The sequence below is a fragment of the Hahella ganghwensis DSM 17046 genome (assembly GCF_000376785.1).
Taxonomy (GTDB): Bacteria; Pseudomonadota; Gammaproteobacteria; order Pseudomonadales; family Oleiphilaceae; genus Hahella; species Hahella ganghwensis.
Genome location: NZ_AQXX01000134.1, coordinates 118,089 through 128,197 on the forward strand (window position 1 = coordinate 118,089; position 10,109 = coordinate 128,197).

Annotated in this window: 7 protein-coding genes and 1 pseudogene; 6 read left to right on the forward strand and 2 right to left on the reverse strand. The window is 50.1% G+C overall.

All coding sequences use genetic code 11. The features are described from left to right. Window positions 1-8: 8 nt before the first annotated feature. From F566_RS0123480 to F566_RS0123500, 4 genes are all read left to right on the forward strand, one after another. A complete protein-coding gene (locus tag F566_RS0123480; protein ID WP_020409478.1) occupies window positions 9-1,784 on the forward strand; it encodes an ABC transporter substrate-binding protein in 1,776 nt (591 codons plus the stop codon). A gap of 183 nt (window positions 1,785-1,967) precedes the next feature. Next, window positions 1,968-4,298 (forward strand): methyl-accepting chemotaxis protein, encoded by a 2,331-nt coding sequence (locus F566_RS0123490; RefSeq protein WP_020409480.1) that lies wholly within the window; start codon window positions 1,968-1,970, stop codon window positions 4,296-4,298. 37 nt (window positions 4,299-4,335) lie between these two features. Beyond that, entirely contained in the window at window positions 4,336-6,354 is a 2,019-nt protein-coding gene (tkt, locus tag F566_RS0123495) for a transketolase (RefSeq protein ID WP_020409481.1), read from the forward strand. 100 nt (window positions 6,355-6,454) lie between these two features. Continuing rightward, window positions 6,455-7,387 carry a helix-turn-helix domain-containing protein gene (locus F566_RS0123500; RefSeq protein WP_020409482.1) on the forward strand — a complete coding sequence of 311 codons (933 nt, stop codon included), beginning with the start codon at window positions 6,455-6,457 and terminating at the stop codon, window positions 7,385-7,387. A gap of 19 nt (window positions 7,388-7,406) precedes the next feature. Here F566_RS0123500 and F566_RS0123505 read toward each other — a convergent pair whose 3' ends face one another. Continuing rightward, window positions 7,407-8,015 carry a LysE family translocator gene (locus F566_RS0123505; protein WP_026180269.1) on the reverse strand — a complete coding sequence of 203 codons (609 nt, stop codon included), beginning with the start codon at window positions 8,013-8,015 and terminating at the stop codon, window positions 7,407-7,409. 241 nt (window positions 8,016-8,256) lie between these two features. Between F566_RS0123505 and F566_RS0123510 the strand changes: the two genes are divergently transcribed. Together F566_RS0123510 and F566_RS0123515 are read left to right on the forward strand one after the other, a co-directional pair. Then, window positions 8,257-8,772 (forward strand): M23 family metallopeptidase, encoded by a 516-nt coding sequence (locus tag F566_RS0123510; protein ID WP_245555292.1) that lies wholly within the window; start codon window positions 8,257-8,259, stop codon window positions 8,770-8,772. Window positions 8,773-8,872: 100 nt separating this feature from the next. Next, entirely contained in the window at window positions 8,873-9,658 is a 786-nt protein-coding gene (locus F566_RS0123515; RefSeq protein WP_020409485.1) for a PhzF family phenazine biosynthesis protein, read from the forward strand. Window positions 9,659-9,832: 174 nt separating this feature from the next. Here the strand turns inward: F566_RS0123515 and F566_RS36460 are convergent. Continuing rightward, window positions 9,833-10,109 (reverse strand): annotated as a pseudogene (locus tag F566_RS36460) (IS4 family transposase); the annotation flags it as partial.

The window sequence follows — 10,109 nt, forward strand, 5'->3', positions numbered from 1 at the left end:
GTGAAATGATGAATGCCATAAAAATAATACTTCAAGTGACAATCGCCGCAGCCACTTTAGCGACACTACCACTCTCTGGCCTGTCTGCAGCAGGTGTCAGCGACCAGATCAATGCGGAGACACTAGCTCGCATTGAGCATTGGGTGGACACGGAATTCAAAGACTCTTCCATCACACGAGAGCAACAGATTGAAGAGTTGAGTTGGTTCGCCAAAGCCGCTGAACCTTTTCGTGGTATGAAATTAAATGTTCTCTCAGAGCCGATCACGACACATCGATATGAAGCCGAAATGCTCACACGGGCTTTTGCTGATATCACCGGAATTGCGGTGAATCATGAACTCGCGCCGGAGGGAGATGTGGTCCAGAAACTCTGGATTCAGTTTATTTCCGACCAGCATCGCTACGATGCTTTTATCAACGATTCGGACAACATTGGTACCCATTCAAGGTCCGGAAAAGTGCTGGCTCTTGATGACTATATGAAAGGCGAGGGCAGAGACGTCACGCTCCCGACACTGGATATTGATGACTTCATTGGCATGAGCTTTGTCACGGGGCTTGACGGCAAAGTCTATCAATTGCCGGACCAGCAATTCGCCAATCTTTACTGGTTTCGCTATGACTGGTTTCAGCGCCCAGAACTGAAAGAGCGGTTTCGCAGGATTTATGGTTATGAACTCGGAGTTCCCGTCAACTGGTCTGCCTATGAGGACATTGCCGACTTCTTTACTCATCATGTGAAGAACATCGATGGTGAGCGTGTCTATGGGCATATGGACTATGGACAGCGCCATCCTTCCCTGAGTTGGCGGTTTACGGATGCCTGGTTCTCCATGGCAGGCATGGGCGACCCGGGATTTCCCAATGGTAAGCCGGTCGACGAATGGGGAATACGAATTGAAGGTTGTCATCCGGTGGGGTCCAGTGTGGCGCGTGGAGGAGCAACCAACAGTCCGGCTTCGGTATATGCACTAGAAAAGTTTATTGACTGGCTCAAGCGTTTTGCGCCACCGGGTGCGATCGATATGACCCAGGACGAAGCGGTGGCCTATCATACAAACGGGAACAATATCGCCCAACAGATATTCTGGTATGCCGTTTACACCGCTGATATGACCAAGCCGGGCCTTGCATTTGTGAACGAGGACGGTACGCCGAAATGGCGTGTGGCTCCTTCTCCCAGGGGCGCCTACTGGCAAAATGGTATGAAGCTTGGATATCAGGATGTCGGTGCCTGGACGATACCGCGCAACATGACGTCCACTCGGCAGAAAGCAACTTGGCTATACGCGCAATTCACTGTTGCCAAAACGGTATCTCTCAAAAAAACGCTGGTCGGTTTAACACCTATTCGTGAATCAGACCTCAAATCCCCTGCCATGCAGAAATTGGCACCGCGATTAGGCGGTCTGGTCGAATTTTACCTGAGTCCGGCCCGTAAGGCCTGGACACCGACCGGACCCAATGTTCCCGATTATCCCAAGCTTGCCAACTACTGGTGGCAGACGATCGGCGATGCGGTTTCCGGTGAAGTATCAGCCAAGGACGCCCTTGATCATCTGGCAGAAAAGCAGGGCCGCGCCCTGGCGGTAATTCAACGTAAATCCGAACTAATTAAATGCGGTCCCCGGATCAGAAAGGCCAGTGAGACGAAAGGCGAGCAGTATTGGCTGCAGCAGCCCGGAGCACCTAAGCCCAAATTGAAAAACGAAAAACCTCCGGGAGTGACAGTGCCCTACGAACAATTACTCAGGGCATGGAAGGAAGGGCGGGTCATGTGACCCGGGAATGGCTGGCAGCAGGTTAGCGTACAGATCACTAACAAAAATTGAGTGGTCCGCCAAAAGGCAGAACCACCAGGAACTGAAATATAAAAAAGAAATGAAACCTGAAAAAGCGAAGGGGCAATCACAGCAAAGGTATGCGGTGTGTCATAAACATTTATACCAAAAGAGGTATACCCGATGAAGATTGCATCTAAAGTCATTACCAGTGTTGTGACCGTTGCGACATTGGCGGCACTCAGTACAGCAGCCATTTTGAACCTGTACTCCTCAAAAGCCATGGAAGACTCATTGCTCACGGCCAGAAGCGATCAAATGGTTTCATTGCGTAATGTCACCAAGCAGTCACTGAATCAGTATTTTGATTCATTGGAAAATCAGATCATGAATATGGCGCAATCCAAAATCATTATGGATGCGTCACAACTGTTCTCCTCCTCGTTTAAGGCCTACTCCTTTTTTGTCGGCAGAAAAGATCGGGACAGCCAGATAGCCGGGCTGAAGAATTATTACCGTAATGACGTTGAAAAGCAGTTCAGGGCGCTGAATCCGGGTAGCGCCCTTCAGGGGAAACAGATTGTCGACGGCATGACGGAATTTGCGGTGGCTTTGCAGGCGGAATATGTGGCGAAGAATCCTAACCGCTTTGATCAAAAAGATGAGCTCCTGGAAACGCCGGATAAAACCTCCTACACCCGAACTCATAAGAAGTTTCATCCCTATTTCAAAGAGTTCCTGGACAGGTTTGAGTTGAATGATCTGATGATCGTCGACGCAGAAGAAGGCAATGTGGTGTATTCCACCCGTAAATACCTCGACTTTGCAACTTCTTTGAAGTCCGGAGCCTATGCCGATTCCAGACTGGCGAATGCCTATGATCAGGCCTCCAAGCTGGAAAGTGGTCAAATTGCCTTTGTGGATTTTGAACCTTATCCCGCGACTTATGGTATTCCGGTTGCCTTCCTCTCTACTCCTGTGTTTAACGAAAGTGGTGAGCGAGCCGCAGTGCTGATATTCGAACTGTCATCGCAAAAAATCACGTCACTCGTGACTTATGGCGCCGGCAGGGAAAAATCAGGGCTGGGACACACCGGCGAGACCTATCTGGTCGGTGCTGATTACAAACCCAGGAGTTCCAGCAGAATGTTATTAGAGTCTCCGGACCTCTTTGCGGGTTCTCTGAGTGACCAGGGCGTCGCTGACAATGTTGTTAAGAAAATGAAGACTTTGCAATCCAATGCCGCTCTCCACGAGGTAAAAACCCGTCCGGTTCAGGCGGCACTGGATGGTCAGTCCGGTACGCTGGTGGCCGAGAACTACCTGGGGCAGCGGGTTCTGAGCGCCTATGAACCTCTGGAGGTGTTTGGGAAACGCTGGTCTCTGCTGAACGAAATCACAATGGAGGAGACGGTCGCCGAGATTACGACATTGCAGAAAAATACGCTTCTCTATTCTGCATTGACGGTCGTTGTGGTGATTCTGATTGGTGGTGTCGTGGGGTATTTCCTGAGTCGTTCGATCGTTCGTCCCATCCGGGAAACCAGTAAGTCTTTAAATGAAATCGCCATGGGGGATGGAGACTTGACCAAGCGTCTGAACGCGCAGCGTAAAGATGAACTGGGTGAACTGGGCGGCGAGTTCAACAGTTTTGTAGAGCGGATACATGGTCTGGTGTCAGAAATTACCAATTCGGCAGAGTCTCTCTCAAATTCTGTTGGCAGTATGGCCAAAATCGCGGAAGACGGCAGTACCACTGTGGCGACACAGCAGCATGAAACTGAGATGGTGGCCACCGCAATTAATGAAATGTCTGCGGCGGCCCAGGAAATTGCCGGTAATGCTTTGCAGGCCGCAGAAGCTGCACAGAAGGCAGATGAATCCGGTAACCGGGTCCAGGAAACCGTCCGCGATGCGCTTGGATCGATTGAAGGCCTGTCACGGGAGATTGATGAAGCGGCTGAAGTGATCACGGAATTGGAAGGGCATGTGATCGATATTGTGTTTATTCTGGACGTAATTCGGGGAATCGCTGAGCAGACCAATCTGCTGGCCTTGAATGCGGCAATCGAAGCTGCACGCGCCGGTGAGGCTGGGCGTGGGTTTGCCGTGGTTGCCGATGAAGTGAGAGCTCTGGCTGGAAAGACGCAGGACAGCACCCATGAAATCCAGGACATGATCGAGCGACTGCAGTCAGGTTCCTCAAAAGCTGTTGAGGTCATGCAGGCGAGTAAAGACAGTGGGGTGAAATCCGCAGATTCGGCAAGGCTGGCAGGTGAATCAATACTGTCGGTCGCGGAAGCGGTGTCGGTCATCAGCAAAATGAATACCCAGATCGCCAGTGCCTCAGAAGAGCAGACGGCTGTGACCGAGAGCATTAACAAGAGTGTTGTGTCTATCTCGGAGTCCGGTGAGATGTCTCTGAAGGGCGTGAACGATGTTGCCGCCATGAGTCGCGATCTGAGTGATATTTCTGCCACGCTCAAAGGGCTGGTAAGTAAGTTTCAGGTGTAAATAACAATGAGCTTAATCCACATAAGGAAAACCTAAGATGAGTTGTCTCAAAGAAACTGCGGGCTCCAGAAAAATACTGGCCGATGCTGTCCGAATTTTGAGTATTGATGCGGTGGAAGCTGCAGGGTCGGGGCCCCCCGGCGCTCCGATGGGGATGGCAGATATTGCCGAAGTATTATGGCGGCGCCACTTGAAACACAACCCCATGAACCCTGGTTGGGCGGATCGGGACCGGTTTGTGTTGTCCAACGGGCACGCCTCAATGCTGCTATACAGTCTGCTGCACCTCAGTGGTTATGACCTGCCGATTAATGAGCTGAAACGTTTCCGTCAATTTGGTTCCAGGACGCCGGGACATCCGGAGTATCGACATACCCCGGGGGTTGAAACCACTACAGGGCCCTTGGGGCAGGGTCTGGCCAATGCCGTTGGTTTCGCGCTTGCCGAAAAAGTACTGGCCGCCCAGTTTAATCGCGGAGAGCACTGTATCGTTGACCACAAAACATACGTGTTTCTGGGAGACGGCTGCCTGATGGAAGGGATCTCTCATGAGGCCGCTGCCATTGCCGGTACTCAGAGGCTGGGCAAGCTGATCGCTTTTTATGACGATAATAATATCTCTATTGACGGTGAAGTATCAGGCTGGTTTACCGATGATACGCCGTCACGATTCCGAGCATACGGCTGGCAGGTGATTGAAGCGGTGGATGGTCATAATAGCGAAGAGATTCACCAGGCGATTCTTGCTGCCAAAAACGAGACAGACAAGCCGACGCTCATATGTTGCAAAACTACCATTGGACAGGGATCTCCCAATAAGGCTGGTACTCATCAATTTCACGGAGCGCCTTTGGGAGAGGCAGAGGTTGCTGACGTTCGTCGCGAACTGAACTGGCCGCATCAGGCTTTTTATATACCGGATGATATTTACGAGAGCTGGGATGCCAAAGAAGCCGGAGAGCTGGTGGAGGCTGAGTGGAACGGTCAGTTTCATCGTTATGAACAGGCGTTTCCTGATCTGGCAGCGGAATTTCTTCGGCGTACCCATGGCGATTTGCCCGGAGATTGGAAAGCTCTGAAGCAACAGTGTTTGGAAGAACTGTCTACTTTGGATAAGCCGATTGCGACAAGGAAGAGTTCCCAGAATGTACTGAATATGATGGCGGGTCGTCTGCCAGAGTTGTTGGGCGGATCAGCGGATCTGACACCTTCCAATCTGACTGACTGGTCATCATGTCAGTCTATTGGTGAACAGACGCCGGGCGGTAATTACATGCACTACGGTGTCAGAGAATTCGGCATGACGGCAATCATGAATGGTATTGCACTGCATTCCGGATTTGTCCCATTCGGGGGGACATTCCTGATGTTCATGGAGTATGCGCGTAATGCAGTACGTATGGCGGCCTTGATGGGCATCCGTTCTATACAGGTTTATACCCATGATTCCATTGGGCTGGGGGAAGATGGTCCAACTCATCAGCCCGTTGAGCAGGTTGCCAGCTTAAGATTGATTCCGAACCTGGAGACCTGGAGGCCCTGTGATCAGGTTGAAACCGCACAGGCCTGGTTCTCTGCGCTGGAACGAATTAACGGACCTACCGCATTGGTGCTTTCCCGTCAGAATCTAAGCCAGCAGCCTCGAAATTCGGAGCAGGTCAAAAATATCTGCCGGGGTGGGTACGTCCTGCAGGATTTTGGCGATCAGCCGGAAATTGTCCTTATTGCGACGGGGTCAGAGGTGGAACTCTGTCGTCAGGCGGCTGCGAAAATTTCTGATGAAGGTCATTCTGTCAGACTTGTGTCCATGCCGTGCCTGGAACGTTTTCTTGCACAGAGTGCGGAATACCGGGAATCTGTAATACCGGCTTCGCAAAAGAATAGAGTGGACGTTGAATGCGGAGAGCCAACTCCCTGGTATCAGATAGTGGGGACGGATGGCAAGGTCATCGGTATGAATGAATTTGCTCAATCAGCACCGGCTCAGGAGTTGTTCGCCGCCTATGGATTTACGGTGGATCAGATTGTGGCAAGGATAAAGACGTTATTGGATTAATCCGGAGTCAGCTGTCCGTAAAAATTTGCCTCCCCTATACGCCCCCGCTTGGGGTGTATAGGGGCTGGGGGTCGGTACAAGTTTGAATAATAAAGAGACGATGACATTTATGACTATTTCCTGTTCGCTGAAAATTCAGGAAATTGATGTTAATGGAGTGAATCAATTGACGTTTCCTGACGTCTTTCAGTCTCGAAGATTGATGGTCAACGGATGCTTGCGTAGCCCTCAAAAGCATCAGGGTGACCAAGGTCCGAAAAGCTGTCATCGCCACGGAGAAGAAGCGTTATCCCACCAAATTGATGTCATGACGGCCGGAATGGGTTGGTATTTGGCGAACAATCAACAATTGTCACTAAAACCGGGTGATATGATCTGGTCATTAGGCAAAAGCCGTCCACGCCTTCTCAAGTTAGCAGACAACTCAACGGTTATACGCATCACAGTCCCAATGATCAAAGCGCTGGAACTTAGACTTTCCAGGTCTTTTGAATTGGATCTCTTCTGCAGTCAAGTCTCGCGTTTGTCGATGGCGGATGACCATGAACTTGGCCAGTTCCGGCGGTTGATCAGTGATGTAAAGTCGCGAGACAGGGTGATCGTGGAAATCGCCCAAGAAGAGCTGAAATTACATTTAAGGCGGCTGTCGCAACATGCTGTAAGCGATATTGCGGTCAGGTCTGATGTTATTCGTGACAGCACCTGTAGGCAGGTTTATAACATGTTGTTATACATGTCCGCTCATCACCGCGAGAATTTAACGGTTGACAATATTGCCTCTCACGTAGGATTGCACCGAAACTTCGCAATGAATATTTTCAGGAAGGTAATCGGTCAGTCTTTGGTGCAATTCTTAACCTGCCTGCGTATTCGTTATGCTGAAAATATGCTACTGACTACCAGCGAGTCGGTCACCACGATTGCTTTTGCCAGTGGCTTTTCTTCTATAACCCGGTTTTACGAAGTGTTTGGCAAGTATTTTGGGGATTCTCCGCAACGCTACCGCAAGAGGTGCTGGAATAAATCTCTTTGATTTTTACATCAGGTGCGGTTCACACCAATTCGAACACCAGCCTACCAGCCAGCGCAATCAGGATGACACCGAACAATCGATCAAGCCATTGGGCTTTTTCCTGTAATAACCTCAGCCAGCGGGGATTGGAGAACATCCAGGCAACAATGACATACCAGAGCCCATCAATGATCATGGCCGTGGAGGCATAGAGTGCCTTTCCAAGCCAGGTGGTTTCAGTCCCCACCACCTGGCTGAACAAGGCAATAAAGAACACGGCGATTTTCGGATTTAGAAACACGATCATGAATCCGTCTCGCATACTGGTTTGTGTATGCACATCCGGGAGACCCTGCCCAGGGGTGGATCGGCTCAAAATCCCTTTGATACCAAGCCACAATAGATATCCTGCACCTGCCCACTGCAACAGGGTGAAAAGAAACTCAGAGGTGGTGATTACCACTGCCAATCCGGAGATGCAGATAAAAGCGTACAGTCCCACACCCAAGCCGTGTGCTATCGCCGCTGTGATGCCTTGTCGACGTCCGCCGGACAGCGTATGTTTAAGCACGACGGCCAGTGATGGCCCGGGAGACATGGCTCCCAGACAACAGATTCCAATAATGGTGAGCCAAGCGGTTAACGACACAAAAAACTCCATGAACCAGAGAAAGCTCCAGAGTGTTATTCAATCAGTGACCTGATGCAAGAAAGTTGTTTTCAGTGGTCTGAAGGCCGGGTAAATATTGCGATAGGGGAAGGCCATCTAGCTAATGCATAGTTTCGCCCTTGATTGGTCAAGTTTGATCGAGCTGTTTTTGCCTGGTTTAGAAAATATGTGTGTTTTGTCAAGTAAGACTTATGGGGATTGAATAAAAAGGAATGAGATATTGAAGGCGCTAAAAATCAGTATGCTGGTGCTGGGGATTATTATTGTGCTTGGCTATCTCCTGCCTGAAAGGATTAGTATGCCGGTAAAGGGAGCAACCTCAGCGGATTGGAATCAGGATACATTCTGGTATGAGCCCTGGGGATCATCTGGGGTACATAAGGGAATCGATATATTTGGCCATCAGGGTGTTGATGTGGTTTCTGCTGTCGATGGCCTGGTGGTTTTTTCAGGAACCATCGCAAAAGGTGGGCAGGTTGTGGTGATCCTCGGGCCAAAGTGGCGGATCCATTACTATGCCCACCTGGATTCCAGAAAGACATCGATGTTTGAGCCTGTCACTTCAGGTGAAACCATTGGTAAACTGGGAGATTCTGGAAATGCAAAGGGGAAGCCTCCCCATCTTCATTATTCTATCCTGAGGATGATACCCGCCCCATGGGCAATGGATTCCTCAACGCAGGGCTACAAGAAAGCCTTTTATCTGGATCCCGGTGCTTTTCTGCTTGGCCAGTAGAAAACTGTTGCGATATGACGTTTGAATAGCTCTTGTGAGCGGCTCTCAAGAGTTTGGCCAATCCTATGTATCCTCTACAGAAACCCAAGGAATGATTTGTATGAAAACCACGATGTATCAAGTGGACGCCTTCGCCGACAGACAATTTGAGGGCAATCCAGCAGCTGTCTTCCCACTCGATGTGTGGCCGGAAGACTGCTTACTGCAGGCGATAGCTGAAGAGAATAACCTGTCGGAAACCGCATTTTTTGTGATGTCGGATAGCGGTGCGGAAATACGTTGGTTTACGCCAGAAGCTGAGGTTGATCTCTGTGGGCATGCGACCCTGGCGGCTGCCCATGTAATCTTTACTCACCTGAAATACCTTAAAGATGAGATTCAGTTTTCCAGTCGAAGCGGAAAGTTGTCTGTCAAACGCACGCCAGAAGGATACTGCATGAACTTCCCTGCGTCTGAACCGGAGCCGGTTGAGGCGCCCGAGGCCTTGCTGCGAGGCTTAGGTGACACCCCTGCAACAGTTCTTGCGGCATTTGACTATATTGTAGTGCTGAACTCGGAAGAAGCGCTGCGGAATCTGGAACCTGACTTTGCCGCCTGGCTTGATCTGGATCTGAGAGGAGTCATTGTGACAGCGAAAGGAGATCGCCACGATTTTGTCAGCCGGGCCTTTTTCCCAAAATTGCGAGTCAATGAAGATCCCGTTACCGGTTCTGCGCATTGTGAGCTTGTTCCTTACTGGGCTGCGGCGCAGGAAAAAGAGCTGTTTGTCGCGCGCCAGCTTTCAAAAAGGGGAGGGACGCTACACTGTCGGCTGCAGGGTGATCGAGTGTTCCTGACCGGAAACTGCGTGGATTTCATGAGAGCTGAGGTGGTGATAGAAGGGTAAAGGCTCTTGACATCTAGCGTAGAGTGATCAAATATCGTTTTGTGTCAAATTTAACTTGGTAGTCATTGAAAACTTTAAAACAGCACATGTTTTATTGTCTGTATCTGAAAGGAGTTCGGTGACCGGGCCTGTTTTTAAAGTATACGAAAAACCCGCCGTTTGGCGCAATGCTGTTCACTTAAGAGGAGCAGCATTGCGATCTACTGGATATCGGGTCTTTGATATCTTAACCGTCCGAGGTGTCGTAGGCCTCGGACGCCTCTCCAAAAACAGACTACTAATTCCCGATCTTAACTCTGACAAGCGCCGACCTGTTCCAGATATCGGATTGGAAGCCGCCATCACAATTAACTGAACAGCAATATAATCACACACTGGTTTGAAGCGAATGTCAGACGGGGCTCGATCAAAGCTTACCGCCGCAATCGATGCTTCTCGCCTTATGATGTTG

What these genes read in the sequence shown, in the direction of transcription:
- F566_RS0123480 (WP_020409478.1), top strand. Translation starts at nt 9, where the DNA reads ATGAATGCCATAAAAATAATACTTCAAGTGACAATCGCCGCAGCCACT.
- F566_RS0123490 (WP_020409480.1), top strand. Translation starts at nt 1,968, where the DNA reads ATGAAGATTGCATCTAAAGTCATTACCAGTGTTGTGACCGTTGCGACA.
- tkt (WP_020409481.1), top strand. Translation starts at nt 4,336, where the DNA reads ATGAGTTGTCTCAAAGAAACTGCGGGCTCCAGAAAAATACTGGCCGAT.
- F566_RS0123500 (WP_020409482.1), top strand. Translation starts at nt 6,455, where the DNA reads ATGACATTTATGACTATTTCCTGTTCGCTGAAAATTCAGGAAATTGAT.
- F566_RS0123515 (WP_020409485.1), top strand. Translation starts at nt 8,873, where the DNA reads ATGAAAACCACGATGTATCAAGTGGACGCCTTCGCCGACAGACAATTT.